Below are 22,417 nucleotides of genomic sequence, written 5' to 3' on the forward strand. Positions count from 1 at the left end.
GGCGCCTGATAAGCGTCTTCCATGGCTTCATTTTTCTCACGGAAGCCCGATCTCGCGATCGATTTCGGGACCGCCAACCTGCGGGTGATACGGCGCGACGAGGGCGTCGTCTTCGACGAGCCCTCGCTTTGCTGCTTCAGCAAGTCCGGGGTCGCGCCGGGTCTCATCGCCGCGGGCATGAACGCGCAGGCGATGGTCGATCGCACCACGGGAAATCTCGAGGTCAAACGGCCGCTCCGCCGCGGCGTGCTTCAGGATATCGATTCAGCGCGCGAACTGCTGCGATACGCCGTTCCCAAGGCACTCGGTCGCAAGCGGTCGGGTCCGGTTCGCGCGGTGATCGGCGTTCCCGCCGATGCGACAATGGCCGAACGCAGCGCGCTGCTGACAGCCGCGCGCGACGCGGGTATCGGTTCTGTCCGTCTCGTCGCCGAGCCGTTTGCGGCGGCGATCGGCGCCGGACTCCCGGTTTCGGCAGCGACAGGAACGATGCTGGTTGAATGCGGCGCGGGAACCACCGAAGTCGCGGTGCTCTCGCTCGGCGGGATCTGCCTCACGCGCTCGGTGCGTATCGGCGGCGCATCGCTCGACCAGGCGATCGCGGATTCCTTGCACTTCCGCCACAAGTTCCTGATCGGCGACATGACGGCGGAGCGGGTCAAACAGGACTATGTCGCGCAGCGGCAGACCAGGCCCGGAGCAGCGGGTACAATGGCAGTGAAGGGACGCAGCCTCACCTCGGGAATGCCGACCACGATCGATATCAGCCTCAAGGAACTCGATACGGTCGTCGGAAGGCATGTTGGGGAAATCGTCGAGGTCGTTCTGGATGTCCTTGGCGGTACATCGCCCGAGCTGAGCCAGGACATCCACAATCACGGCATTGTGCTGACAGGCGGCAGCGCCGTGGTTCCGCTTATCCGGTCCATGATCGAAAACGCCACCGGGCTCCGGGTAATGGCAGCAGACACGCCCGCGCAGTGCGTACCGAACGGCCTGCATCAAATGCTGCTCCACTAGGCAGGGCTTTGGCAAGACTGCCCCGGCATCGCAGCCGGCGGCCTATGCGCGCCTGTGACTTCGCATCGCGAAGCTCGACGTGATGCGCGACACGCCCGGCAGGCGCGACAGCACATCCCTGTGGAACTGCCCGTAATCGTCGATGCCGGCGATCTGGATACGCAAGATATAATCGCCGGCGCCGGTCATCAGATGCCATTCCTCAATCTCCGGGTGCTTCCGCAGCGCCGTCTCGAAGCGCGACAAAAATTCTTCAGTCTGCCTCTCGAGTTCGACCTGTACGATCGCGACGGTCCCTTCCTCGGGCAACGCCCCGGTGACGATCGCCGTATAGCCGCGGATCACGCCGGATTTTTCGAGAAGGCCGACACGGCGTAGACATGCCGATGCGGAAAGCCCAACCTTCTGCGCAAGTGCATTGTTGGGGATGCGCGCGTTGAGCCTGAGTTCGGTGAGAATCTTGCGGTCGATATCGTCGAGCGAGATCATGAATTTTATTCCAGAACATCGAATATTATTTCGATAATCTAAAATAATTGCGACTTCAAACATCACAGAAGCAAAAAATTCGAACGTGGTGCGGATACACTCCTTTCAGGAGGCGGCATGTCCGGACATTTCAAAACGGCGTTTTCCAGGCTGACTGTCGATCTCGGCGCCATTCGCGCCAATTATCGCGCAGTGGCCAGCCACGTCGCGCCCGCCGCCTGCGGTGCTGCGATCAAGGCGGATGCCTACGGCCTCGGCGCGCGGGACGTTGCCCCCGCTCTCTACAACGCGGGCTGCCGCGTCTTCTTTGTCGCGCAGTTAAGCGAGGCCCTGAACGTGACGGATACGCTCGGCAAGGACGCCGAGATCGTGATCCTCAACGGCCTCGAACCCGGCGCTGAAGCCGCCTGCGCTGCACATGGCTTTCTGCCCGTCCTGAACGCTTTGAGCCAGGTCGCGCGCTGGCGCGGCCTTGCACGCGCGAAGGGCAGGCCGCTTCCCGCCGTGCTCCAGGTGGACAGCGGCATGTCGCGCCTCGGGCTCGATGCGACTGCCGCCGCGTCGCTGGCGGCGGATCCGGCATTCGCACGGGACGTGCCGCTTCGCCTGGTCATGACGCATCTTGCCTGCGCAGACGAACCGGGCCGCGCAGCGAACGCCGAGCAGCGCGCACGCTTTCAGGAACTGCGTTCGCTGTTTGCCGCAGTACCGGCTTCGATCGCCAATAGCGGCGGGGCCTTTCTGTCCACCGCCTTTCACTGCGATCTCGTTCGGCCCGGCATCGCGCTCTACGGCGTGCAGCCCAATTCACGCAGCGCACCGATGCACCCGGTGGTCCGGCTCGACGCGCGCATACTTCAGATACGGGATGTCGAGGCCGGCGTCGGCGTCGGCTACGGGCTCGACTATGCCGCGCCGTCACGCCGCCGTCTTGCAACGCTGGGCATCGGCTACGCCGACGGCTGGCCGCGCAGCCTCGGGGACACGGGATCGGCGTGGCACGCGGGACAGCGGCTGCCGATCGTCGGCCGCGTTTCGATGGACAGCATGACGGTCGATCTGACCGCGCTTGCGCCCGATGCACTTGCAGAAGGCGACTTCGTCGAACTGCTCGGCCCTTCCCAATCGCTCGCAGACGTCGCGCACGATGCCGGAACCATCGCCTACGAAATTCTCACACGGCTCGGTACGCGCTCGGAACGCATCGTTATCGGGCATCAAACTGCCGCAGCGGCGACTTTGGAGATAGCAAAATGAAGGTTGCGGTCCTGGGTGCGGGCGTCGTCGGCATCACATCGGCCTATTATCTCGCGGAAGCGGGCCACGAGGTGACGGTGATCGATCGACAGCCCGGTCCGGCACTCGAAACGAGCTTCGCCAACGCAGGCGAGGTTTCGCCGGGATACGCCTCGCCGTGGGCCGCACCGGGGATTCCACTGAAGGCGATGCGCTGGCTCTTCATGCGCCATGCGCCGCTCATCCTGCGCCCGAAGCTCGATCTTGCAATGGTGCGCTGGATCGTCGCGATGCTGCGCAACTGTACCGCGGCGCGCTACGCGCTGAACAAAAGCCGGATGGTGCGCCTTGCCGAGTTCAGCCGCGACGAGCTTGCCGCGCTGCGCGAACGGCTGCCGCTCGACTACGACCAGCGGACGCTCGGCACGCTGCAGCTTTTCCGGACACAGAAGCAACTCGATGCGAGCGCGGACGACATCGCCGTGCTCCAGTCCTACGGCGTATCCTACGAAGTCCTGGACCGCGACGGCTGCGTGCGCGCGGAGCCCGGTCTTGCGGCATCGCGCGACCGTTTCGTGGGCGGGCTCCGTTTGCCCGGCGATGAAACCGGCGATTGCTACAAATTCACGGCTGCACTCGCGGAATGGCTTGCATCAAGGGGTGTGTGCTTCCGGTATGATACCGACATCGAAGCGGTGGAAACAGCATCAGGCCGCGTAAGCGCGGTGCAGACGACGCAGGGCCGACTCGCAGCGGATGCCGTGCTCGTGGCGCTCGGCAGTCACGCGCCGCGGCAGGTGCAACCGCTCGGCGTGCGCCTGCCGGTCTATCCCGTGAAAGGCTATTCGATAACGTTGCCGATCGCCGAGCCGGACCGGGCGCCCGTTTCGACCCTGCTCGACGAAAGCTACAAGGTCGCCATCACGCGGCTCGGCGACCGCATCCGCGTCGGCGGCATGGCCGAGATCTCGGGTTACGACAACAGCCTGCCGGCCCGCCGCCAGGAAACGCTCATGCACTGCGTGAACGACCTGTTCCCCGGCGCGGCCGATCTGCAGGAGACGGGATACTGGAGCGGGCTCCGTCCGATGACGCCCGACGGTCCACCGATCATCGGCGCGACGTCGGTTCCGGGCCTCTTCCTCAATACCGGCCATGGCACGCTCGGCTGGACAATGGCCTGCGGTTCCGGCCGGCTGATTGCGAGCCTCATCAGCGGAACGATGCCCCCGATCGATCCCGAAGGACTTGACATAAAACGTTATTCATCGTGACGGACACAGCGAGAAGGAGACTATTCATGAGCATTCAGCGTTTGCATTCCGGCTCCCGCATGAGCCAGGCCGTTATCCACGGCGGCATCGTCTATCTGGCCGGCCAGGTCGCGCTCGGGCCCGACGTGCCAGCGCAGACGCGTGCCGTGCTCGCACAGATCGACAGCCTTCTCGCCGAAGCAGGTACCGACCGCTCGCGGATTCTTCAGGCCACCATCTGGCTTGCGGACATGGCGGACTTCGCCGCGATGAACGTCGAGTGGGAAAAATGGATCGGCGGCGTCCACGCGCCGGCGCGTGCCACGGGCGAGGTTCGCCTCGCGACCCCCGACTACAAGGTCGAGATCATTGTGACGGCCGCTTTGCCGTGAGGTAACCGCCGGGCAATTGCGGCAACGTCAGTCGATCCAGAGATCGTGCGTCCGGTGCCCGCCGCGCCGCAGGCCGCCGCATGCGCGCTTGCGAAAGGCGCTGTCCGGCGGCGCGAAGGTGCACGGGACATCGACCGGCTGCGATTGCCGATTCATCCCGCTGCGCCGCGCGTCGGCCCGGTCATTGTTCACAATATGTTCGCGAAGCGTTAAAACGCGCCATGTGAGCCCGGTGCGCAAGATCATCCATATCGACATGGACGCCTTTTTCGCGTCGGTCGAGCAGCGCGACGATCCGGCCCTTCGCGGCAAGCCCGTTGCCGTGGGTCACGGTGCCGCGCGCGGCGTCGTCGCGGCGGCAAGCTACGAGGCGCGCGTGTTCGGCGTGCGTTCGGCAATGCCGTCGGTATCGGCGCTTCGGCGATGCCCCGACCTCATCTTCGTGCCGCCGCGCTTCGACGTTTACCGCGCCGTCTCAAAGCAGATTCACGCGATCTTCGCCGACTACACCGATCTCATCCAGCCGCTCTCGCTCGACGAGGCCTATCTCGACGTGACCGCGAATCGCCGCGACATTGCGACGGCCTGGGACACGGCGAAGGAGATCCGGGCGCGCATTCTTGCCGAAACCGGGCTCACCGCGTCGGCGGGCGTCTCCTACAACAAGTTCCTTGCCAAGCTCGCTTCCGATCAGCGCAAGCCGAACGGCCAGTTCGCGGTCACGCCCGACATGGGCGCGGCCTGGGTCGAGACGCTCCCCGTCGCGCGCTTTCACGGCGTGGGCCCGGTCACGGCGGCAAAGATGAAGCGGCTCGGCATCGAGACCGGGCGCGATCTTCGCGAAAAGCCCCTCGCCTTTCTCCGGCAGCATTTCGGAAGCGCCGCGGAATGGTATCATGCGATCGCGCGCGGTGAGGACAATCGGCCCGTCGACCCCGACCGGGTCCGCAAATCCTCAGGCAGCGAGACCACCTTCAACCGCGATCTCACCGACAAGGCGGAGATTGAAGCCGGCGTGCTCGGACAGGCCGACGACGTCTGGGCGTGGTGTGAAAAGGCCCAGGCGTTTGGACGCACAGTCACCGTGAAGGTGAAATACCAGGATTTCACGCAGGTCACGCGCAGCCGCAGCGATTCGGCTCCCGTGACCAGCCGAGACCGGCTTCATGACTTGAGCCTCGCGCTCATTCGCAGCGTGCTGCCGACACGCAAGGGGATAAGGCTTGTCGGCGTGACGGTTTCAAATTTTCCAGCGGCCGATCCGGATACGCCCCTGCCCCTTTTCTGAACCGATCTTCGAGCGGCCGTCCCCGCTCCATATTCGATATGCGCTTCGCAATTTTCCCTGAACGGCGGGCAAGTATTTTTTGGAAGGGCGGCACAGTTTTTTCTTGACGACTATGATGGCAATCCATTTTGCGTGATAATACATTTGTACAATACGGTCACACGTCAGGGCTTGACTTCGCACCACGCTGCCTGCCGGCGAGGTATCCGGCAGAATACTTACACATCATCTCGATCGAAATGCGCGCGTCGGGCGTGTCGCAATTCGGCAACATCGCGCTTTATCGATTGAGATCAATATCTTTGCAGCCTTGCCGCGCCGCGAACCGGTGCCTATTTCCGCGCCGCCGCTGGATAAAAAACAAGGTCTCGCACGGCGGCGCTGTTCGTTTATTCAAATAAAGGTAAGCATAAAAATGAAGACATTCGTTCTGGCGTCGCTCGCGGCGCTCGCTGTCGTATCGCCTGCGTCTGCTGACGTGTTCAACGGCGCTTATGCCGGTCTCGGCGCGACCCTCGACAACGTGAACGGTTCCGGCAGCCTCGAGGGATTCGGCGCAAGCGGCGCGGGCCTTACCGGCTTCGTCGGCTATGACATGCCGCTGGGCGGCGCATTCGTCGGCGTGGAAGGCAATATCGACCTCAACACCGCTGACGCGGCCGGGCTCGAAGCCAAGTGGGGCTGGGGCGCGAGCGCGCGCGCCGGTTTCAAGATCAACGACGCGACGGGCCTCTACGGCCGTGTCGGCTACCAGCGCAACAAGATCAGCGGCGGCGGCGTGAGCGCGTGGGGCGACGGCGTTCGCTTCGGCGGCGGCGTCGAGACCGCGATCAGCGACACGGCCTCGCTCCGCGCCGAGTTCAACCACGTGAACTTCGAGGACGACGTCATCAACAACCAGGGCGTCATCGGCGTTCTGTTCCGCTTCTGACGATCACGAGGGAGCGGCAGCCGTGCTGCCCTCCCTCGGCACCTGTTGCACAGACACGGACAATCAGGCGCGCCTTCGCGGGCGCCAAATCCTGTCGAACCGCGCCAACTGAAATTTGCGGACCGTGAGCCTGCACGCAGGAGGCTTCGCCCGGTTTGAAAAGGCGATAAAAGCGTCCGCATGCTCTCTATCGTTCTTGCCGCCGTCATGATCGTGCCGGCATCCAAGCCCTTCACTTGCACACCCGTGCAGGTCTGGGATGCCGACGGTCCGATCTGGTGCGCCGAAGGCCCGCGCATCCGGCTGCACGGGATCGCTGCGCGTGAGATGGACGGCACATGCCGCGCGGGCCATCCGTGTCCGGACATGCCGCCCATCCCGGCGAGGCGCGCGCTCATCCGCCTCCTCGGCGCGGTGGCGGGCGACGCCACGGCAACCGGGCACATCCGCATTTCAGAGGCCCCGCCGCTCGCCTGCCGGTCTCACGGCGGCGCCGGCGGAAACCGCACCGCGGCTCGGTGCAATCTCCCCGACGGCAGCGACCTTGGCTGCCGGCTCATCGCCCTCGGTGCCGCGCGCGAATGGCGGCGGTATTCCCGAGGTGCCTACAGGGCCTGCAGGCGCTGATGGCAAGGCGCGTCACCGAAACCGGCAGGCTTTTGCGCCGCGGCACCGCTTTTGTCCTCGTACGCGACGATGGCGGCACGTGGCAGCTCGATGCCCCGCGGTACGCAGAAGCACTTCTGGGGCGCCGCATCCGGATTACCGCGTCTCGGATCGGATTCGACAGGCTTTCGGTGGAAGAGATGACGCCCTGCTGAGCAAAAAACCATAATACACGTCTGCAGATCGCGGGTTCCCATCAAGCAACGCCGCGTCCGCCTTAAAGCGCAATACAGGACTTGCATTGTGAAAGCGGCGCGGCGCCTGAACGCTGACTTTCGCATCTGGCGAATCGATACGTATGAGTTATGATCCCGCCTTCTCCTGAATGCTAAATCAAAAATGCAGCGGAGGAGCGCAAAATGCTGGAGATCATGACTTGGCCCGTCTTCGCGAGTCATCACGCCATCGGTTACAACAATAACGAATAACTCTGGTCGGTTTGACAGTCGGGGAACTGAAGAAACCGCGCATTGACGATTGCCGCGCCGCAAGGCGTCCGGCGAGGAACTGGGTTCATCCAGTCGGTACTAAGGGGCGACAATTGCGCGGCCGCGTCCTGGAACTTCTGGGAGTCGTGCCGTGAGAAGCTTACTGGAGGTGAGGGACGGTTCCTGCGCATGCGAAACCGACCGCGCAGCGGACGCGGACCGGGCGCTGCTCGCACATGTGCTCGGCTTCGCGATGCCCGCCGCCAAAGCCGCGCGGCTTTCTGAAACGCTGATCGCCGAGCGCGGCAGCTATCCGCGCGTGCTCACGAGCGCCCCCTCGATGCTGCTCAAGCTCGGCGTGCCGCCGAAGGGCCTCGATATCCTCGCAACCGTCGCGCAGAGCCTCGAACGCGCACTTTACCGTGAGCTGACGCACAGCAATCTCCTGTCGGGCTGGAAGGCGCTCAATGATTATTTGCACGTGAGCCTCGCCCACAGCCGGCGCGAGCATTTCCGCGTACTGTTTCTGAATTCCAGGAATGCCCTCATCGCCGACGAGGAAATGGGCGTCGGCACGGTCAACCAGGCCCCGGTCTACGTTCGCGAAGTCATCCACCGCGCCCTCGATGTCGGAGCAACCGCGCTCATCCTCGTCCACAACCACCCGTCCGGCGATCCGAAGCCGAGCCGGGACGATATGCAGCTGACGAACCATGTCCGTGACGCGGCGCGCGTACTTGGACTTCATCTTCATGATCATGTCATCGTCAGCGAGACCGGGATACAAAGCTTCAAATCGCTCGGCCTGCTTTAACTTGCCGTTCATACGTCCGAGCCGTAAAATAAGGACTTGAAGTCTCATGGAGGCCCGATGGTTGCAGATGCCATCATTGCCGAGCACTTTGGCCGATCGGATGTCGCGAGCCTTTCGACTGCCGAATACGAGCGCGGTGTTTCCTCGCTACTTGCCGCAATTGCAAATGAAGTGCAGGAAGAGCGGCGACTGATGTTGTGGCTCGCCGCGCGCCGGCTCGGCTTTGCGCCGCCCGCACGCGCGACGTTTGAAGAGCCCGCACTGCGTGCGCGCGCCGTCAGCATTGAGGATGCCGGACTATAGGGCCCGCACAATTTCCAGGGAATGACGCGGCTCAGCCTGTCTCGTGTTGCATCGCCGTTCGCGCAAAAGGCAAAAGGCGGTGCCTGCGTTTCCGTACGAGGCGCGCGCCGTCAGTGACACGTGCCCTCGGTGGAGCACAGCTGATTGATCCGGACGGCCACTTCAAGGAAGACCTCGCGTCCGCGCGCATCGCCCTGCGCATCGCGTTCGGTCGCCTTCAGGCTTGCATAGCCCGCCGCCATGTCTCCGTGATCCTCGATGAATCGCCGGGCAACGGCCCAGAGCTCCCAATCGCTGAGCAGCAACGACACCATCGAAAGATCCCCCTTCCGGTTCCCGGTCGCACTGTAAGTGGCATCGACGTCCGGCACAACAAATCCGAACATACGCCGGCACATCTTCGGCATTGGAGGAGTGCTTCTCCAAGAAGAAATTCCGGCTCTTCGAATTCCACCAAAGGAAACCTCAAGTTAACACGCGCGGAGTCACACTGGTGGCAACCGTTATATCGGAGCGAACATGCGTTATATTGCCGCCTTGTGTTTGGCATTTGTACCGGCACCGGCCTTCACGCATCCCGGCGGCCTCAACGCTGACGGTTGCCACAACAACCGAAAGACCGGTGACTATCATTGCCACCGATCGCCTGCGTCCCCGAGCGCCGAGACGCAAACGCGTTTTTTGGGCAGCGCGGGCGGGGCTTACAGGAATTGCACCGAAGCGCGCGCCGCGGGCGCAGCGCCGATCCGCATCGGCGAGGCGGGTTACGGCCCCCATCTCGACCGGGACGGCGACGGAATCGCGTGCGAGCCGTATCGCGGCCGGTAGCCCTGCCTGCACGGCCTTCGCGCCGACCGCTCAACCGAATGCAGCCGCCCGCCAACGGGCACAATATCCCAGTCAGCGCACGAAGAGGCCCCCGCGCTTACCGACCGCACCCGGCCGCTCCGGTTTCGAAAGCGGAAAGAAAAGCCCCCGCTCCGCGGTCGGCAGGCGCGGCGGTTGCTGCGACGCCTCAACAGCACCGGCGACCCGCGCGACATAATCCCGTGTTTCGCGCGGAAGCGGCACTCCGGCGGCAATGTGCTGCGCGTAGCGCGCAGGCCCCGCGTTGTAGGCGGCAAACAGTCCCGGATAGCCGAAACGGTCGTACATGAGCCGCAAGTAGAAGGCGCCTGCCATGATGTTGTCACGCGGGTGATGCGGGTCGGCGCCGAGCCCCAACCGCGCGCGCATCGCGGCCCAGGTTCCAGGCATCAACTGCATGAGCCCCATCGCGCCGGCCCGACTCGTGATCGGGCGGCCGGCCCATTCCGTGCGTCCACGGCTCTCCGCGTACATAACGCGCGCGATCCACGCGGCAGGCACGCCGTAGCGCACCGACGCATCCTCAATGTGATCGGACCAGCGTGATACGTCATGGCCTGCGGGCGCGCCGATAGCCGCAGCAGCAAGAACGAGGACGACGTTCAGTGCAGCCACGCCGGTGCCGCCGTGCCGAGGATGTCTGCGCGCGGCGTCGGCCCGAAGTAACGCCCATCGAACGAACGCGGGTGATCCATGAGCAGAAAATACGTGCGCTCATCCAGGATCATGCAGCCGTTCCACCACGGCATTGAGCGGCCGCGGGCGTCGCGCGCCGCACGCACGGCGGCAACCTTGCCATTGATGACGATCGACGCGTGGACCGCACAGACCGTGTCGCCCGGCACCGCCGCCACACGCTTGACGAGCGGCACGTTGGCGGGGAGGTAGCGCCGTTCCGCGGCGAGACGGCGAGCGCGCGCCGGCACGCGCGCCAGCACCATGTCGCCGGAAGCGGGCGCGCGCGCTTCACCGATCAGGTAGAGTCCGACAGGCGCGCTTTCGGACGTGTTCCACACGAGCAGCGGCTTTGGCGGAAACAGCGACGGCAAGAGCAGCGCACCAACGCCGAGAACGCCGAGGGTGCGCGCACGTGATCGCCGCCGGTCCGTACCCGTCCCCCACACACCGCGCGCCGTCATCGCCCGGCCCCCTCGCCCGCGCTTGCGAGCGACCAGGCGTCGACATCGTCCCGATGGTAGAAGACAAAGCGGCCGTGCCGCCGAAAGCGCGGCCCGCCGCCCCGCCTGCGCAAACGCTCGAGGAAGCGGACCGAGACCTGCAGATAATGCGCCGTCTGGCGCGTATTGAGAAAAGGGCTCGTGCGGCCCGGCCTCGGTTCGGCGCCTCTCGAACGGTGTTCCATATGCGCAGCTCCCGGCCGTTCCGTCTGATCGAATGGCGGGAAACCCGGCACCCCGGGAGAGTCAAAAAGCGGCGCACCGGTTTGCGACTCCGCGCCGTGGCCGCGCTGCTGCGCCTTGGCATCCCAGGCATCTGCGGAAGAGAGATGCGGCCGGATTTCCTCGCACAGAAAGAGGGAGACGTCATCCACGCGGCGGGACCCGCGCGCGGTCGCGGCAGGGCCGCCCAGGGTGATGCGTGCAGCGCGCGTTGATCAGTGGGCCATGATTTTCGCATTTGCCCCGGTGGTGCCGGGCGCCCCGGGGGGGGGCAGCGGCCGCGCCGTCTCCGCGATGGACATTGCGCAAGCCGTGTTCGTCGCGGCGTTGATCCCGCCGCGTCTTTCTTGGTCCGGGACGTGCCGCCGGACGGAAGACCATGTGCCGACGTGTCCGCCCGCTCTGGACAAAAGGTTGCAGTGCCGGCGCCAATGCCGTGCGCCTTCGTTTACGAGGCGCCGTTCGCCAGCCCTATGGACCACAGGACGAACGCGCAGAGCACGAGCCCGCTCAGCGTGATCAGCGCAAGGTCCTTGAGGGTCGTTCCGAGTTGCCGGGCACGGGCCCTGTTGGGACCGCGCGTTCGCTCCTGCGCTTCGCCTTTGCGTTTCCGCCCGCGTCCTGCGGAACCCGCGTTCAATGGTGCAATGCCTGCCATACTTCGCGTTATCCGTGCCAAGCTGACTGTCAGATTAAGGACGTCCAAATCCCCGCGCCCGCTGCGTCCCTGTGGGCCTTGTTTTGAAAGGAAGGCGGGGTCCGCATGACCCCGCCAGTGCCGGTCAGGCCGCGACCTGACGGCTTTCTCTCTCCGCCTCTGCCATCTGATCCTTCACGGCCAGCTTCAGTTTCTTCAGCCGGGCCAGAAGCACCTGATCGGGGAGCGGCCGTGCCGCCTCCCTCGCGAGTTCACCTTCGAGGCGTGCATGTTCGCGCCGCAGATAGTTCAAGAGATGATTGGACATCGCCTACTCCATGCAAAAGTTGACTCTGTTCGTGCCGACCTGAAGGGCTCGGCACTGCCTATTTGGATCGCGTTTCGACGGCTTCAAGAGCAGTCTGGCCTCTACGGTTGTGACGGATCGCTAACGATTTCGTGCGACAGTGACCGTCCCGCCTTGCTATTATGGCGGGAACAGGTGGGGACCTTATGCACTTTGGGATGCCGATCGGGCAGCTCTTGCGATGCGCGCTTGAAGCCAGGCAGCAGACGGGGCGGTCGTTGCTCGGGCAGCTTATCGACATCGCGCGGCTCAGGCTGCACGGGCACGGTGTCCTTGCCGACGTTTATTACGACCTGCGACTGTTCGATCCCAAGCTCGGCTGGGACCGCAAGGCGGAGTTCGTCGGCTCATGGATCAAGCCGCGCTTCTACAGCGTGCAGGAGCCCGAGACGGCGCGCCTGTTCGCCGACAAGCTGCGGGCACTCACCTTCTTCCGCGCTCATGACATTCCGACCCCGGAGATTCTGGCCGCAACAAACCCGGCCTTCGACGTGCCGGGCGTGAAGGCACTGCGATCGCCCGCTGCGCTGGCATCGTGGCTGCGCGACGAAGCGCCCTATCCCTTCTTCTCGAAGCCGTCCGTCAGCTACCGCGGCTATGGAAACAAGCTCGCCAAGGCGCTCGACCGCGAGGCCGACGAGATCGTGTTCGGCGACGATGTGCGCGTGCCTGTCGAGCAGTTCGCGGCGCAGCACGGTCTGGAAAGCGCCCCAACGCTTGTGTTTCAGAACGTCCTGCGCCCGCATCCCGCGATTGCCGCACTGATCGGGCCGCGCCTCGCGACGGCGCGCTTCGTGGTGCTGAACGATAGCGACACGCCCGAAGTGTTCCGCGTCGGCCTTCGCCTTCCTGCAGGGAACAGCATGGTCGACAACTTCCGGGGCGGTGCATCCGGCAACATGCTCGCCCGCCTTGACCCCGATACGGGAGAGGTTCGGGATGTTCTGGCAGGGATCGGGCTCAACTGGCACCCGATCGAGGCGCATCCGGACACCGGAACACCGTTCGCCGGCTTTCAGCTGCCCGATTGGTCCGATGCACTCCGGCTTGTCCTGCGTGCCAGCAAACACGCCCCCGGCCTCAAGATCCACAACTGGGACGTGGCGTTCACCGACCGGGGGCCGATGATCATCGAGGACAACCCCTTCGGGGATTTCATTCTGGCGCAGGTCGCTGCCGAACGCGGACTTGCCACGCCGAGGTTCCTGAAGCTCTATCCAAGCGGACGAATCTAGAACAGACCGAGAAATCGCGAGTTTCTGCTTTTCCACTCTGCGAGCGCATGAACAAAATCGTCTGCCTCCGCTCGGTCGCAGCCATGCGGACAGCGTATTATCGCGCCAATACCATCCTCGACGATCAGGTCGGGCGCGATTTTATGCACGCGGCAGCGAGGGATATTTCCCCATCGCGGAGTTCTACCAAGCATATGCAGTTCCCCCTGCCTGCATATTACATCATTTCGGAGCCGTTTCTAGATGCGGCAGAAAATCGCGGCGCCGTCACCTCTTGCCATCGTTCCTGTTTCGTTCTCATAATCGACACATGATACGAATCGGACGAGACGAATTGAAAACGTCGATCAGCGTGAGCCTGAAAACGGCTTCGAAGGTCGATGTGCGGAAATACAAGTCCAAGCTGCCCCACGAGTCCGACGAAGGCGCGGCCGCGCTTGCCGAGCGCATATGCGATCTGATCGACAACAGCGGAACGATGGTCATTGCGGCCGACATGGTGAAGCAGGGCGTCGGGGTCCACGGGTTGAGTGCAGGCCAGTTCGGCGTCACGGAACCGGACCCGTGCGCGTGACATGCCCTCAAAGCCCCGCGATCTGGCGAACCCCATCCGCGACCTGTTTGACGCGGCCGTCCGCCACTACGCCGTCAAGCTCACCTGCCCACGATGCCGTAATCAGCGGATATTCGACCCGCACGCGCTCTGGTATCATTTCCACAAGCGCGGCCTGCCTGACTGGCTCCCAGACGTTCGCGAAAAGTGCCGCTGCACGTCCTGCGGGGCGCGGAGGCCGACGTTGGACCTCGTACATGAGGAACCCAACGACGACACCCTGCCGATGCCGAGCGAGACGGTATGGAAGCAGGAGCTACGGCGGCGGCGCTGAGGGAGGTGCTATATGACGGCCCAGGCACAGAGACGAGCGCCCGCCGAAAGCTGGCGCGACGGTCCCGGCAAGACCGCGCAGATCGTTCTCTGGCGGAACGGCGCGGCGACGCAGCTTCAATGCAAGTGGGGCCTGAAGCCCATCGAGATGTACGGAAACCCCGCCCACCTGCTGCGCTCGGAAGGGCGCACGATCACGAACCCCTGCCTCATCATCGCATCCGACTTCACGATCGATGCGGGCAAGGGCGCGCGCAGGAAGCGCTACACGGCCAGGCTGATCACCGACGAGCCGTTCTTCTGCTTCGCTGGCGTCTGGCGTCCGGCAGAGGACGGATGGCCCGAGGCGTTCGCCGCGCTCACCGTGGAAGCGAACCCCGACATTGCGCCTTTCAAGGACCATCACATGGCCGTCGTGCGCCCCGACGACTGGCAGGACTGGCTCATGCAGCAAAGGCCCGTGGCGGAGCTTCTGCGGCCATTTCCGAAGGGGAGTTTCGAGATCAGCGACCCCGCTAAGGGTGGCGCGGTCGTGAGCGCGCTTCTCTAGCCATTGCCGCCTGCACGCGCCGTGATAGGCTCGTCCCCCATGTGTAACCTTTATACCGTCAACGTAAGCGCCAACGCCATCGCCGACGCGTTCAAGGCCCGGATGCCGACCGCCTTCAACGCCGCGCAGGGTGACGTGTATCCCGGCGCTCCCGGCATGGTGGTGCGCGAGGCGGACGGCGGACGCGTGGTGCAGGCCATGACATGGGGCTTCCCGCTCCCGCAAAAGAGTAAGAAAACCGGCCTCCCGATCAAGCCGAAGCCCGTGAACAACATTGCTGACCTGTCGAGCTTCATGTGGAGACACATTGCCCCGCGCCCCGAGAACCGCTGCCTGATCCCGCTCACGGGCTTTGCCGAAGCCGAAGGCGAGCAAGGCGCCAAGACGCGGACGTGGTTTCGAGTGAAAGGTCAGCCCGTGTTCGCGTGGGCGGGCCTATGGAAGGACAGCGACGAGTGGGGCGCGGTCTATTCGGGGCTGATGACGGACTGCAATGCGACCGTCGAGCCGGTGCATAACCGGATGCCGGTCCTGTTGCTGCCCGACGAATGGGACCGCTGGCTGCACGGCTCGCTCGACGACGTGCGAGCGTTTCAGGACCGATGCTTTCCGTCTGAACTTACCGAAATCGAACGGACGGCGGAGCCTTGGATACGGCGAACACGTCCCATATCGCAGGCCTAGGTGCCGATGCACCGAGACATCGACTATAGCCGTGCATCTGCTGACGTCTGCTCGCGCCCGAACCGAGTTGCTCGAACGCCAGCTCTTCGTCAGCAAAGGGCCGGCGGATCGTTCGTTCCTTGAAGAAGGATGAGGCCTTATGCATTCGCGGTTTTGGGGAGCGCCGACCGCTTGGGCTCCGACTTGACGAAAGTCGATCGCAGCAGATGCGAAAAATCGCCGCGGCGTTCCAACACATCCGCCAGTGAATAGCCGTCGAGCACACGCAGGAAGGCCAGCAGAGCTTCGTCGAGCACGCTACTGAGGCCGCATGCGGGCGCGATCAGGCATGACCCGCAATCGACCAGATCAAAGCTATCTTCCGTGTGCCGGATGAGCGCACCGACATTGATTTCCGAGGGCGGACGCGCCAGCCGAATTCCGCCGTTCCGCCCTCGCACGCTCTCTAGATAACCGGCATTCACGAGGTCGTTCACGACCTTCATCAGGTGGTTCTGCGAAATAGCATAGGCGCGGGCAATCTCCGCGATGGACGAAAGCCGTTCCGGTTGCCGCCCGAGATAGAGCAGCACACGCATGGCAAAATCCGTGTAGCGGGTGAGGCGCATTGTCCCAGCTCCTAATGATGCATTGTCTTTGCATGGTTTTGTGTGCAGATATAGATGCATCAATAATACATGATTTGGAGCGTCTCGGTGGGGAAGCTGGAAATTGATGATATCGGCTTGGAATCATTGGTCGATGCCTTCTACGCCCGCGTCCGCGCCGATGCCGCGCTGGGGCCGATTTTCAACGACGCAATCGGCGACTGGCCCGAGCATCTCGAGAAACTCACCGACTTCTGGTCGTCGGTGATGCTGACAAGCGGCCGCTACAAAGGACAGCCCGTTCCCGCGCATATGAAGCACAAGGCGCAGATAACGCCGGAGCTGTTCGCGCGCTGGCTCGCGCTTTGGGCGCAAACCACCGATGCGTTGATGATCCCCGAGGCTGCTGCTGCGCTGCAGGACCGCGCACGGCGCATTGCCCAGAGCCTGCAACTTGCAATGTTTATCCGTCTGGGCGGTCGGCCGGTTCCTCATCCGTGTCCAACATCGTCGGTCCTGCAGGCCGACCATGGCTGAGGTTCTGCCCTATCGATCGACCCCGGTGTTCGATCAGGACACGCTGCCGGCCGCCTTGCGCGCATGCCATAACACCAGGGCGGGGGTGTGGGGCGTCATTCGCGTCATCGAGGGGCAGCTTCAGCTCACCAGGCTCGACGACCCTCCGTCGGTGAGCTTTCTCGATGCCCTCACCCCCGGCCTCATCCTACCGCAGCAGCCGCATTTCGTGACGCCCCTCGGCGCGATGAAAATGCAGATCGACTTTTACGACCAGCCGCCGCCCGGCAGCTGATCGCCTCCCAACCTCTTCTCCCAACGTCATTCAAAGGAGTTTGCATGTCACAGCCGCTCAGCGAGCAGACGATCGCCTGCGTTAAGTCCACCGTTCCCGCACTCGAAGCGCACGGCCTCGAAATCGTGAATGAAATGTATGCGCGCATGTTCCAAAGCCCGGCCATCCGCGATCTCTTTAACCAGTCGCATCACGGCGATGCAGGGTCGCAGCCGCGCGCGCTGACCGGAGCGATCCTGGCCTATGCCGCCAATATCGACAATCTCGGTGCGCTCGCACCCGCCGTGGAGCGCATCGCGCAGAAGCATGTCGGACTTCAAATCCTGCCCGAACATTATCCCTATGTCGGCGAGGCCTTGCTCGGCGCCATCAAAGCGGTGCTGGGCGATGCGGCGAGCGAGGAAATTCTTGCGGCCTGGGCCGAGGCTTACGGGTTCCTCGCCAATATTCTCATCGCCCGCGAAGGGCGTATCTACGAGGCACAAAAGGATGCCGTGGGCGGCTGGAACGGATGGCGCGACTTCCGCATCGAGACGATCGCGCCTGAAAGCAGCGTCATCACATCCTTTATCCTCAGGCCCGCCGATGGCGGCGCGGTGATGGCGCACCGGCCCGGACAGTATCTGACCTTCTGGTTCGAGATTCCCGGCCACGCCCCCGTCAAGCGTAACTATTCAATCTCCTCGGCACCCAATGGTGAAACCTATCGAATCTCGGTGAAACGCGAGCCGCACGGCCTTGCCTCGGGATGGCTGCATGACACGGCGCGGACAGGCACAATTCTCAAGGTCGCGGCGCCCGCAGGTGAGTTCTTCCTCGACGACCAACCGGCGCGCCCGGTCGTGCTGCTGTCGGGCGGCGTTGGTCTGACGCCGATGGTTGCGATGCTGGAAGCGCTGGTCGCGCAAGGCGCTCGCGTGCCCGTCCATTATATCCACGGCACCCATGACCGCGACACGCATGCGATGCGCAATCACGTGCGCGCGCTCGCCGCGAAGGGCACGGCCGTGCGTGTCGTCGATTTCCATCAGATACCGCTGGCCGATGAAGTCGCGGGCCGCGACTATGACATCGCCGGGATCATCACCGACGCGTGGCTGATTTCGAACACACCGGTCGCCGAAGCCGACTATTATATCTGCGGGCCGCGCCCATTCCTGCGCCACGCCGTGTCGGCCTTGTCGCTCGCGGGCGTGCCTGCTGGGCGCATCCATTATGAGTTTTTCGGCCCCGCCGATGAGCTGCTCGCGGCCTGACTCAAGACGACCCGGAAGGCGTTTGTTTAGTCCGTTCAAACAGTTCTTTCTGGTCACGAATGCGCGGCCGCAGCATTCGTGATCAGCGTTTATTCCTACACATTATCGAGTGGCCATCTCCCCGTGCGCTTTTTCCGTCCCATTCTGACAGGTGCCGATTTTCGTGGCCGCGCCATTGCAAGCCTCGGCGCGGCGATCGGTATCCTGCTCACCATTCTCATCTGCTCGGCCCTTCCCTACACGAGGTCCGACCTCCCCTTCATCGTCGCGCCGCTCGGCGCATCGGCCGTGCTCGTCTTCGCGGTGCCCAGCAGTCCGATGGCGCAGCCCTGGCCGGTCGTCGGCGGCAATATCATTTCCTCGCTGGTCGGCGTCGCCGTTTTCCGGGCGATCCCCGACCTCGTGCTTGCGGCAGGGGTTGCCGTCGGTGCTGCGATCCTCGTCATGTCACTCCTCAGGTGCCTGCATCCCCCAGGCGGCGCATCCGCGCTCACGGCGGTCATCGGCAGCCACGCGGTCCATGCGTCGGGCTATGAATTTGCCTTCATGCCCGTCGGCATCAATTCCATCGCGCTTGTCGGGATTGCCGTGCTGTTCCACCGTTTGAGCGGCCACAGCTACCCGCATCAACCGGCGGTGCCGGTCCGCGTCCAGAACGGTGTAAAACTGCAGGATATCGATGCCGCCCTCGAGGACATGCATGAAAGCTTCGATATCAGCCGCGAAGATCTCGAAGCGCTGTTCTCATACGCAGAGCACCACGCGGAAAAGCGGCACGCCAGCTGACAATCAAGCCATGGTCTCTCTCCCTTTTTCGAACGTCTGGTACAGCTACTGACGGCCCAGCTGTTCCGGCTTCTTCCGGCGGTTAGACACTTCCGGGGCAGGCCTGACGCGGAGGATGTTCGACGCTCGAATATCGAGAGACAGTCGCAAGGCCGCCTGATAAGCGTCTTCCATGGCTTCATTTTTCTCACGGAAGCCCGATCTCGCGATCGATTTCGGGACCGCCAACCTGCGGGTGATACGGCGCGACGAAGGCGTCGTCTTCGACGAGCCCTCGCTGTGCTGCTTCAGCAAGTCCGGGGTCGCGCCGGGTCTCATCGCCGCGGGCATGAACGCGCAGGCAATGGTCGATCGCACCACGGGAAATCTCGAGGTCAAACGGCCGCTCCGCCGCGGCGTGCTTCAAGATATCGATTCAGCGCGCGAACTGCTGCGCTACGCCGTTCCCAAGGCACTCGGCCGCAGGCGGTCGGGAGGGCGTTTTGCGCCTACATGTTGCCCAGCATTCCAAGGACGCCGCCGATGAATGGGAGGGTCAAGGTCTGAATGTCCCATAACACTTCTCCCTTCGGCTGGCTTGGCCGCTGGGAGAGTACCGCAGCTCTCCTGGAACAGCGTTCTCGCAAAATAGCCGCCGTTCGCCAGCAAAGGCGACATTCAGCGCAGATTTCCGAATCCCAATAGTGACGCTCATTCAGCTTCGACCCGAAAGGAGACGAGAGGTCGGTTATAGCGATCGGTGTAAACGCGTGGGGGCGAGCGGCTCACGGAGCGTGGAGCAGCCCTACCATCCCTTGGTCGCAAATTATCATACTGCAGGCATCTGCAGCCTTGACAATGAGCCGTCGCTCACTGACGAAGATGTACAGTGAGGATATCACGGTCCACCTCCACGCACCGCTCGCGGCAGAGGACGATTGGCTCGAGGCGTTCGCCTCGTTCACCGTTGAAGCAAACCCCGATATTCCGTCCTGCAAGGATCGCCACACCGTCGTCGGACGACCCGACGGCTGGCATGGCTGGCTGACGCAGAAAAAGCCCGTGGTGGAGCTTCTGAGACAGTGTCCGCAGGGTAATGGCTTATTCTTTCGATCGCGACGCAATGGCCCCTGTGACCCGCCTTACAGGCTGATCGCTATGATACCCCGCGTTCGAACGGGTCAGTCTTATTCCGCTATATGGAAGCTTCGCGAAATCCATGCAGAGAGAACCTGGTGCGTCGCAATAAAGTGCAGTGCGCGCGATGGGATCGAAAAGGGCGCGAAAATGCTGGCTCGACTTGACCACGACGAGCGCCTTGGAATCCACATTGATCCCAAGCTCGCGGAAACAGTCCGGATCAAAAGTTTGCTGTCGGATGGAGTTCACAGCAATATCAATGCCGTCCGCACGCAAGCCAACAGCAAGCCCGATCGGCATGTTAGGATCGGCTGCGAACATGCGTTGCTTGACGTCGTCACGCACCGCCAGAACATTCCAGATCGACCGGATCGCCTGACATGGGGCCTACTTTGCCACCAAGGCGCAGGGACAACTTGGATCCCACGCCTGAATTTGCAGCGATCTGTGCGGCTTGGGGGTCCCAGATCATGCCGAGCGCCACATTTTCGCAGCCACGGTCGATCAATTCGCGGAGGACGAAGGTGCTATCACATGCGCCCCCCCCGCCCGGGTTGTCCGAACTGTCGGCGATCACAGCGGGGCCTTGTCCCGGCGTCGCAAAACCCCTTTCGATTGCATCACCGACGCTCATACGCTCAACGGCTGCATTGTCTGCAATCGTAACGAATGCCTCTGCCAGATCGTCCGTCAACGCATCGATCACTGCCGGGTCAGCGTTTTCGGACACGACAAGCACCGACGCCCCCGCGTATGACCAATCGGCCCAGGGGAACCCATGCATCAATGAAATCGATCGGATGCCGTCCTTGCCCTCGGCGGCGATCATGCAGTCAACGAGGCCGCGCATCGGCTGCTCGACCGTGCCCTGCAGGCTGAGCCTGGGAATCGTACGGAGCGACATGCTCATGCGCGCCCCGCGCGCAAGCTCCTTCAACATGCCATGCAACTCGCGCGCGCGGTCGGGATAATCGACGTGGGGGTATTCCTTTACGCCTACAACGATTGCACCGCTTTCGAGCATGGCGGGACTTACGTTTCCGTGCAAATCCAGAAGCGCACCGATGGGCACCTCTGGTCCAACCACCGCACGCGCTTCGTGCAGCAGATCCGCTTCGCAATCCTCGATACCTTCCGCGATCATCGCTCCGTGAAGCACCAGGAGGACAGCATCAATGGGGCCTGTCTCGCGCAAAGCCTCAATGACGCTGGACTTCAGGTGGGAGTAGACTATCGACGAGATAGAGCCGGAAGGCTGAGCCCAAAAGCACGGCCCCTTGATGGCTTCGTCCCCGGCCGCGCGAATACTGCGGATGGCATCTCCATATCCGGCAAAGGCTAGCGCAAGATCGCGCATGATGTCGCTCGGTGGAACATAGGCGAGATCCGCTTCGAAGCTCCCCATACTGGTTGGCACTGGCGAAAATCCGTTGGTTTCGTGCATTAGGCCTGCAACGAATATACGCAGGGGCCGCGGCTCGCTCGTCATTATCGATTTTCTTCCTGCTCAGGCTTTGCGCAGCGCACGATAGACCATCTCCTGCGCCACGACCTCGGGCGGCCGCAGTTCCGTTTGTATGCGCAGGCGATGACTCATTCCGACGCAGAGGATGTCATTTTCTGGATTGGAGTGGGCCCCCTGGGTCGGACACGCGGGATGAGATTGTTTGACCTTGGTGTCGGGCTCTTGGAGAAGAGCCTATGTCGAGACCACACCGATCCCACAGCCTCGAGTTCAAGCGGCAGGTCGTCCAGGAGTACCTCGGGGGTGAGACGCTTCATGGGCTCTCGAAGCGCCATGACATTTCCCGCCAGCTGGTCCGTGTCTGGATCGAGAAGTACGAAGCGGGGGCCTTCGACGACGATGCCCACGCGGCCGACCTGATCCAGCAGTACGAGGCGCGGATCGCCGCACTCGAACGCCTGGTCGGCAAGCAGGCGCTCGAGCTTGAGTTTTTAAAAGGGGCTGTTCGCAGCACACAGCGCGCGAGAAGCGCGCCTACATCCGCGATCGCCGGCCCAGCGGTATATCCATCGAGCGGGGCTGCCAGCTGATGAAGATCGCCCGCTCGACCTACTACCGCGAGCCGCCGCCAAGCCTTTCCGAGGCTGAACTGCTCGACGCGATCAAGGCGATCTGCCATGAGTTCGAGGCTTATCGCTGGCGCCGCGTGCGCGCGGCCCTCCGACACCAGGGCATCGTTGCCAACCACAAGCGCATCCGTCGCCTGATGCGCGAGCATGATCTGCAGCCGCGCCGTCGGCGGCGCTATATCGCCACCACTGACAGCGCCCATAACCTGCCGATTTTCCCGGGTTTGGACAAGGCACTCATGTGACGGGCCCTGATCAACTTTGGGTTGCCAATCTCACCTATGTCGCGATCACGGGCGGCTTTGCTTACGTCGCCAT

32 protein-coding genes and 1 pseudogene are annotated in these 22,417 nt (G+C 63.3%); 24 read left to right on the forward strand and 9 right to left on the reverse strand.

Annotation, left to right across the window (positions count from 1 at the left end):
- Positions 1–21 precede the first annotated feature (21 nt).
- Positions 22–1,020: a rod shape-determining protein gene (mreB, locus tag DFR51_RS18485; RefSeq protein WP_121053843.1), complete on the forward strand. Its 999-nt coding sequence runs from the start codon at positions 22–24 to the stop codon at positions 1,018–1,020.
- 42 nt (positions 1,021–1,062) lie between these two features.
- On the opposite strand, the gene DFR51_RS18490 is transcribed toward mreB, so the two are convergent.
- Positions 1,063–1,572 (reverse strand): Lrp/AsnC family transcriptional regulator, encoded by a 510-nt coding sequence (locus DFR51_RS18490; RefSeq protein WP_243445476.1) that lies wholly within the window; start codon positions 1,570–1,572, stop codon positions 1,063–1,065.
- Positions 1,573–1,626: 54 nt separating this feature from the next.
- On the opposite strand from DFR51_RS18490, the gene alr reads away from it, so the two are divergent.
- Genes alr through DFR51_RS18505 form a run of 3 tightly spaced genes read left to right on the forward strand, consistent with a single transcriptional unit; the run spans position 1,627 to position 4,390 of the window.
- Positions 1,627–2,766: an alanine racemase gene (alr, locus tag DFR51_RS18495; RefSeq protein ID WP_121053847.1), complete on the forward strand. Its 1,140-nt coding sequence runs from the start codon at positions 1,627–1,629 to the stop codon at positions 2,764–2,766.
- Positions 2,763–4,019 carry a D-amino acid dehydrogenase gene (locus DFR51_RS18500; RefSeq protein ID WP_121053849.1) on the forward strand — a complete coding sequence of 419 codons (1,257 nt, stop codon included), beginning with the start codon at positions 2,763–2,765 and terminating at the stop codon, positions 4,017–4,019. Before alr ends, DFR51_RS18500 begins: the two co-directional genes overlap by 4 nt.
- A 26-nt stretch (positions 4,020–4,045) precedes the next feature.
- A complete protein-coding gene (locus DFR51_RS18505; protein WP_121053851.1) occupies positions 4,046–4,390 on the forward strand; it encodes a RidA family protein in 345 nt (114 codons plus the stop codon).
- A 27-nt stretch (positions 4,391–4,417) separates the two neighbouring features.
- Here DFR51_RS18505 and DFR51_RS18510 read toward each other — a convergent pair whose 3' ends face one another.
- Positions 4,418–4,636 (reverse strand): hypothetical protein, encoded by a 219-nt coding sequence (locus DFR51_RS18510; protein WP_126495001.1) that lies wholly within the window; start codon positions 4,634–4,636, stop codon positions 4,418–4,420.
- A gap of 10 nt (positions 4,637–4,646) precedes the next feature.
- Between DFR51_RS18510 and dinB the strand changes: the two genes are divergently transcribed.
- The 6 genes from dinB (at position 4,647) to DFR51_RS18540 (ending at position 8,820) form a co-directional block, all read left to right on the forward strand.
- On the forward strand, positions 4,647–5,678 hold the full coding sequence (gene dinB / locus DFR51_RS18515) for a DNA polymerase IV (RefSeq protein WP_121053855.1): 1,032 nt from the start codon (positions 4,647–4,649) through the stop codon (positions 5,676–5,678).
- Positions 5,679–6,093: 415 nt separating this feature from the next.
- On the forward strand, positions 6,094–6,609 hold the full coding sequence (locus DFR51_RS18520) for a porin family protein (RefSeq protein ID WP_121053857.1): 516 nt from the start codon (positions 6,094–6,096) through the stop codon (positions 6,607–6,609).
- A 180-nt stretch (positions 6,610–6,789) separates the two neighbouring features.
- Positions 6,790–7,236 carry a thermonuclease family protein gene (locus DFR51_RS18525; RefSeq protein ID WP_121053860.1) on the forward strand — a complete coding sequence of 149 codons (447 nt, stop codon included), beginning with the start codon at positions 6,790–6,792 and terminating at the stop codon, positions 7,234–7,236.
- Complete coding sequence (locus DFR51_RS18530) at positions 7,236–7,430, forward strand: DUF5818 domain-containing protein (protein ID WP_121053862.1); 195 nt, start codon at positions 7,236–7,238, stop codon at positions 7,428–7,430. Before DFR51_RS18525 ends, DFR51_RS18530 begins: the two co-directional genes overlap by 1 nt.
- Positions 7,431–7,854: 424 nt before the next feature.
- Positions 7,855–8,517 (forward strand): JAB domain-containing protein, encoded by a 663-nt coding sequence (locus tag DFR51_RS18535; RefSeq protein ID WP_243445477.1) that lies wholly within the window; start codon positions 7,855–7,857, stop codon positions 8,515–8,517.
- A gap of 57 nt (positions 8,518–8,574) precedes the next feature.
- A complete protein-coding gene (locus DFR51_RS18540) occupies positions 8,575–8,820 on the forward strand; it encodes a hypothetical protein (RefSeq protein WP_121053864.1) in 246 nt (81 codons plus the stop codon).
- Between the two features lie 110 nt (positions 8,821–8,930).
- Here DFR51_RS18540 and DFR51_RS18545 read toward each other — a convergent pair whose 3' ends face one another.
- On the reverse strand, positions 8,931–9,206 hold the full coding sequence (locus tag DFR51_RS18545; RefSeq protein ID WP_126494420.1) for a hypothetical protein: 276 nt from the start codon (positions 9,204–9,206) through the stop codon (positions 8,931–8,933).
- Between the two features lie 157 nt (positions 9,207–9,363).
- On the opposite strand from DFR51_RS18545, the gene DFR51_RS18550 reads away from it, so the two are divergent.
- Positions 9,364–9,648 (forward strand): excalibur calcium-binding domain-containing protein, encoded by a 285-nt coding sequence (locus tag DFR51_RS18550; RefSeq protein ID WP_243445478.1) that lies wholly within the window; start codon positions 9,364–9,366, stop codon positions 9,646–9,648.
- Between the two features lie 72 nt (positions 9,649–9,720).
- Here DFR51_RS18550 and DFR51_RS18555 read toward each other — a convergent pair whose 3' ends face one another.
- The 4 genes from DFR51_RS18555 to DFR51_RS18575 all read right to left on the reverse strand — a co-directional run bounded on the left by DFR51_RS18555 (position 9,721) and on the right by DFR51_RS18575 (position 12,052).
- On the reverse strand, positions 9,721–10,302 hold the full coding sequence (locus tag DFR51_RS18555) for a lytic transglycosylase domain-containing protein (protein ID WP_121053871.1): 582 nt from the start codon (positions 10,300–10,302) through the stop codon (positions 9,721–9,723).
- A complete protein-coding gene (locus DFR51_RS18560; RefSeq protein ID WP_121053873.1) occupies positions 10,290–10,826 on the reverse strand; it encodes a S26 family signal peptidase in 537 nt (178 codons plus the stop codon). Before DFR51_RS18560 ends, DFR51_RS18555 begins: the two co-directional genes overlap by 13 nt.
- Positions 10,823–11,050 (reverse strand): helix-turn-helix domain-containing protein, encoded by a 228-nt coding sequence (locus DFR51_RS18565; protein ID WP_121053911.1) that lies wholly within the window; start codon positions 11,048–11,050, stop codon positions 10,823–10,825. The genes DFR51_RS18560 and DFR51_RS18565 overlap by 4 nt, the downstream gene beginning before the upstream one ends.
- A gap of 819 nt (positions 11,051–11,869) precedes the next feature.
- Positions 11,870–12,052 (reverse strand): DUF465 domain-containing protein, encoded by a 183-nt coding sequence (locus tag DFR51_RS18575; protein WP_121053877.1) that lies wholly within the window; start codon positions 12,050–12,052, stop codon positions 11,870–11,872.
- A 257-nt stretch (positions 12,053–12,309) separates the two neighbouring features.
- Here DFR51_RS18575 and DFR51_RS18580 point away from each other — a divergent pair, with 257 nt between their 5' ends.
- From DFR51_RS18580 to DFR51_RS18605, 6 genes are read left to right on the forward strand one after another with little or no spacing between them, the layout of a single operon-like run.
- Positions 12,310–13,326, forward strand: a complete 1,017-nt coding sequence (locus DFR51_RS18580; protein WP_160119004.1) for a sugar-transfer associated ATP-grasp domain-containing protein — start codon at positions 12,310–12,312, stop codon at positions 13,324–13,326.
- Positions 13,327–13,373: 47 nt separating this feature from the next.
- On the forward strand, positions 13,374–13,640 hold the full coding sequence (locus DFR51_RS18585; protein ID WP_121053881.1) for a hypothetical protein: 267 nt from the start codon (positions 13,374–13,376) through the stop codon (positions 13,638–13,640).
- A gap of 38 nt (positions 13,641–13,678) precedes the next feature.
- On the forward strand, positions 13,679–13,900 hold the full coding sequence (locus tag DFR51_RS18590; protein WP_147423408.1) for a hypothetical protein: 222 nt from the start codon (positions 13,679–13,681) through the stop codon (positions 13,898–13,900).
- A 1-nt stretch (position 13,901) separates the two neighbouring features.
- Positions 13,902–14,213, forward strand: coding sequence for a hypothetical protein (locus tag DFR51_RS18595; RefSeq protein ID WP_121053885.1), 312 nt, complete (start codon positions 13,902–13,904; stop codon positions 14,211–14,213).
- A gap of 12 nt (positions 14,214–14,225) precedes the next feature.
- Positions 14,226–14,762, forward strand: coding sequence for an SOS response-associated peptidase family protein (locus tag DFR51_RS18600; protein WP_121053887.1), 537 nt, complete (start codon positions 14,226–14,228; stop codon positions 14,760–14,762).
- 39 nt (positions 14,763–14,801) lie between these two features.
- The gene (locus tag DFR51_RS18605) at positions 14,802–15,446 is read left to right on the forward strand and encodes an SOS response-associated peptidase (RefSeq protein ID WP_121053889.1); all 645 of its coding nucleotides are present in this window, start codon (positions 14,802–14,804) and stop codon (positions 15,444–15,446) included.
- A gap of 137 nt (positions 15,447–15,583) precedes the next feature.
- Here DFR51_RS18605 and DFR51_RS18610 read toward each other — a convergent pair whose 3' ends face one another.
- Positions 15,584–16,054, reverse strand: coding sequence for an RrF2 family transcriptional regulator (locus DFR51_RS18610; RefSeq protein WP_121053890.1), 471 nt, complete (start codon positions 16,052–16,054; stop codon positions 15,584–15,586).
- Between the two features lie 69 nt (positions 16,055–16,123).
- Here DFR51_RS18610 and DFR51_RS18615 point away from each other — a divergent pair, with 69 nt between their 5' ends.
- The 5 genes from DFR51_RS18615 (at position 16,124) to DFR51_RS18635 (ending at position 19,412) form a co-directional block, all read left to right on the forward strand.
- The gene (locus DFR51_RS18615; RefSeq protein ID WP_174234212.1) at positions 16,124–16,570 is read left to right on the forward strand and encodes a group III truncated hemoglobin; all 447 of its coding nucleotides are present in this window, start codon (positions 16,124–16,126) and stop codon (positions 16,568–16,570) included.
- Positions 16,563–16,844 (forward strand): TehB family protein, encoded by a 282-nt coding sequence (locus DFR51_RS18620; protein WP_121053893.1) that lies wholly within the window; start codon positions 16,563–16,565, stop codon positions 16,842–16,844. The genes DFR51_RS18615 and DFR51_RS18620 overlap by 8 nt, the downstream gene beginning before the upstream one ends.
- Positions 16,845–16,888: 44 nt before the next feature.
- Positions 16,889–18,100, forward strand: a complete 1,212-nt coding sequence (gene hmpA, locus DFR51_RS18625; RefSeq protein WP_121053895.1) for an NO-inducible flavohemoprotein — start codon at positions 16,889–16,891, stop codon at positions 18,098–18,100.
- Between the two features lie 123 nt (positions 18,101–18,223).
- Positions 18,224–18,886: an HPP family protein gene (locus tag DFR51_RS18630; protein ID WP_121053897.1), complete on the forward strand. Its 663-nt coding sequence runs from the start codon at positions 18,224–18,226 to the stop codon at positions 18,884–18,886.
- 172 nt (positions 18,887–19,058) lie between these two features.
- Complete coding sequence (locus tag DFR51_RS18635; RefSeq protein ID WP_121053899.1) at positions 19,059–19,412, forward strand: rod shape-determining protein; 354 nt, start codon at positions 19,059–19,061, stop codon at positions 19,410–19,412.
- Between the two features lie 554 nt (positions 19,413–19,966).
- Here the strand turns inward: DFR51_RS18635 and DFR51_RS18645 are convergent.
- Positions 19,967–21,494: pseudogene (locus DFR51_RS18645) on the reverse strand (M81 family metallopeptidase).
- Between the two features lie 212 nt (positions 21,495–21,706).
- Here DFR51_RS18645 and DFR51_RS18650 point away from each other — a divergent pair.
- Positions 21,707–22,060 (forward strand): helix-turn-helix domain-containing protein, encoded by a 354-nt coding sequence (locus DFR51_RS18650; RefSeq protein ID WP_121053905.1) that lies wholly within the window; start codon positions 21,707–21,709, stop codon positions 22,058–22,060.
- Complete coding sequence (locus tag DFR51_RS18655) at positions 22,060–22,344, forward strand: IS3 family transposase (protein WP_121053908.1); 285 nt, start codon at positions 22,060–22,062, stop codon at positions 22,342–22,344. The genes DFR51_RS18650 and DFR51_RS18655 overlap by 1 nt, the downstream gene beginning before the upstream one ends.
- Positions 22,345–22,417 lie beyond the last annotated feature (73 nt).

The organism is Sphingosinicella microcystinivorans (assembly GCF_003634215.1).
Lineage (GTDB): Bacteria > Pseudomonadota > Alphaproteobacteria > Sphingomonadales > Sphingomonadaceae > Sphingosinicella > Sphingosinicella microcystinivorans.

Coding starts and splice junctions, on each gene's coding strand:
- mreB (WP_121053843.1), top strand. CDS start 22: ATGGCTTCATTTTTCTCACGGAAGCCCGATCTCGCGATCGATTTCGGG.
- DFR51_RS18490 (WP_243445476.1), bottom strand. CDS start 1,572: ATGTTTGAAGTCGCAATTATTTTAGATTATCGAAATAATATTCGATGT.
- alr (WP_121053847.1), top strand. CDS start 1,627: ATGTCCGGACATTTCAAAACGGCGTTTTCCAGGCTGACTGTCGATCTC.
- DFR51_RS18500 (WP_121053849.1), top strand. CDS start 2,763: ATGAAGGTTGCGGTCCTGGGTGCGGGCGTCGTCGGCATCACATCGGCC.
- DFR51_RS18505 (WP_121053851.1), top strand. CDS start 4,046: ATGAGCATTCAGCGTTTGCATTCCGGCTCCCGCATGAGCCAGGCCGTT.
- DFR51_RS18510 (WP_126495001.1), bottom strand. CDS start 4,636: ATGATCTTGCGCACCGGGCTCACATGGCGCGTTTTAACGCTTCGCGAA.
- dinB (WP_121053855.1), top strand. CDS start 4,647: ATGGACGCCTTTTTCGCGTCGGTCGAGCAGCGCGACGATCCGGCCCTT.
- DFR51_RS18520 (WP_121053857.1), top strand. CDS start 6,094: ATGAAGACATTCGTTCTGGCGTCGCTCGCGGCGCTCGCTGTCGTATCG.
- DFR51_RS18525 (WP_121053860.1), top strand. CDS start 6,790: ATGCTCTCTATCGTTCTTGCCGCCGTCATGATCGTGCCGGCATCCAAG.
- DFR51_RS18530 (WP_121053862.1), top strand. CDS start 7,236: ATGGCAAGGCGCGTCACCGAAACCGGCAGGCTTTTGCGCCGCGGCACC.
- DFR51_RS18540 (WP_121053864.1), top strand. CDS start 8,575: ATGGTTGCAGATGCCATCATTGCCGAGCACTTTGGCCGATCGGATGTC.
- DFR51_RS18545 (WP_126494420.1), bottom strand. CDS start 9,206: ATGTTCGGATTTGTTGTGCCGGACGTCGATGCCACTTACAGTGCGACC.
- DFR51_RS18560 (WP_121053873.1), bottom strand. CDS start 10,826: ATGACGGCGCGCGGTGTGTGGGGGACGGGTACGGACCGGCGGCGATCA.
- DFR51_RS18565 (WP_121053911.1), bottom strand. CDS start 11,050: ATGGAACACCGTTCGAGAGGCGCCGAACCGAGGCCGGGCCGCACGAGC.
- DFR51_RS18575 (WP_121053877.1), bottom strand. CDS start 12,052: ATGTCCAATCATCTCTTGAACTATCTGCGGCGCGAACATGCACGCCTC.
- DFR51_RS18585 (WP_121053881.1), top strand. CDS start 13,374: ATGAACAAAATCGTCTGCCTCCGCTCGGTCGCAGCCATGCGGACAGCG.
- DFR51_RS18595 (WP_121053885.1), top strand. CDS start 13,902: ATGCCCTCAAAGCCCCGCGATCTGGCGAACCCCATCCGCGACCTGTTT.
- DFR51_RS18600 (WP_121053887.1), top strand. CDS start 14,226: ATGACGGCCCAGGCACAGAGACGAGCGCCCGCCGAAAGCTGGCGCGAC.
- DFR51_RS18605 (WP_121053889.1), top strand. CDS start 14,802: ATGTGTAACCTTTATACCGTCAACGTAAGCGCCAACGCCATCGCCGAC.
- DFR51_RS18610 (WP_121053890.1), bottom strand. CDS start 16,054: ATGCGCCTCACCCGCTACACGGATTTTGCCATGCGTGTGCTGCTCTAT.
- DFR51_RS18615 (WP_174234212.1), top strand. CDS start 16,124: ATGATTTGGAGCGTCTCGGTGGGGAAGCTGGAAATTGATGATATCGGC.
- DFR51_RS18620 (WP_121053893.1), top strand. CDS start 16,563: ATGGCTGAGGTTCTGCCCTATCGATCGACCCCGGTGTTCGATCAGGAC.
- hmpA (WP_121053895.1), top strand. CDS start 16,889: ATGTCACAGCCGCTCAGCGAGCAGACGATCGCCTGCGTTAAGTCCACC.
- DFR51_RS18635 (WP_121053899.1), top strand. CDS start 19,059: ATGGCTTCATTTTTCTCACGGAAGCCCGATCTCGCGATCGATTTCGGG.
- DFR51_RS18650 (WP_121053905.1), top strand. CDS start 21,707: ATGTCGAGACCACACCGATCCCACAGCCTCGAGTTCAAGCGGCAGGTC.
- DFR51_RS18655 (WP_121053908.1), top strand. CDS start 22,060: ATGAAGATCGCCCGCTCGACCTACTACCGCGAGCCGCCGCCAAGCCTT.